Genomic DNA, 1,263 nt, shown 5'->3' on the forward strand with positions numbered 1-1,263 from the left:
CTATTGATCCTTCATTCAATCGATATCGACTTTCAAGTAAACGTTTGACTCTTGCTAATAAAATTGGTGGACTATATGGCTTTGTAACATAATCATCAGCACCTAGCTCAAACCCAAGTAATGTATCATCCTCATCAACACGTGCAGTTAACATGATGATTGGAACCTTTGATTCCTTACGGATTCTTCTACAAACAGTCCATCCATCTACTTTTGGCAACATGATATCAAGAATAATTAGATGAAAATCATGTTTTTGAAATGATTCTAATGCTTGTTCACCGTCAATGGCTTCAACCACCTCATAACCCTCGTTTAGGAAATAGTCTTTCACAATTTCACGTAAAATAGTCTCATCTTCTACTATTAAAATTTTGTACTGCATTATCAATTCACACTCTCTTTCGATGCTCCTTATTCTTAGATTTTATCCAATAACTCTTCGATTACTCCATTACTTAAATGAATAAATCGTTCCTATTAAGAACGGGAGTAGATTTAAAAGGGAAAAAACCGGAAATAAGAAAAATGTTGCAACTTTACCATTGTTATTTAATTGTTTACCAATGGTAATGTACTAACTTCTTTCAATATTTGAGTTTCAATAAATTTAATTTTTAATTCTGTTTCAAAAAAGTATAGCCTGACGAAATAAAGATTAGGTAAAGATACCAAATAAAAGTTTACGATCTCAAAAAATAAATAGTCCATTTTGTCATGGCTTCAGCAACCTTCTGGTGAGCTAACTAGCTGCTCATTGAGCTTAAACTCCAGCACCGTTAGTTGATTAAGCACTTATGCTTCTTTACTTCTCATTCTAAACCCGTTCGCTAACCTTGACTCTCCAAATCATATGATCATACCCTTCGTCCCAATAATCCTTTAACAAGTAATCAGGTTCTCCAAACTTCTTTTTCCAGATTTTTTGTGAACTAGTATATCCACTATCTAAACAAAATTCTTCTATGCCTTTATTCTGTAAAGTAAAATACATTTTATTTAATAGCAAATTCCCTACCCCAATCCTCTGGTAGTCAGGAAGAACAAATACTGTACCTATTTCAATTAGCTCTTTGAAAGTATTGTTTGTACAATCACTAATGAGATCGCTTGCTGGGCCGTATTCAATTGAACCAATAATTTTATCACCATCTAAAGCAATCAAAAAATATCTTTTTTTACCATTGCTGTCAAAATCACTTTCTAAGTATTTTTTCTTAACTTTAATTTCATCATTAATATCATCCGACTTCTCCCCTATAC

At 32.5% G+C, this 1,263-nt stretch carries 2 protein-coding genes; both read right to left on the reverse strand.

Annotated features, from left to right (window positions below; genetic code table 11):
* A partial coding sequence (locus tag AC1DSL_RS18320; RefSeq protein ID WP_477533350.1) for a response regulator transcription factor occupies nucleotides 1–385 on the reverse strand: 385 nt, incomplete at its 3' end.
* A gap of 432 nt (nucleotides 386–817) precedes the next feature.
* The coding region (locus AC1DSL_RS18325; protein WP_477533349.1) for a GNAT family N-acetyltransferase at nucleotides 818–1,263 on the reverse strand (446 nt) is incomplete at its 5' end.

Source organism: Paenisporosarcina sp. P4_D4, from assembly GCF_056401835.1.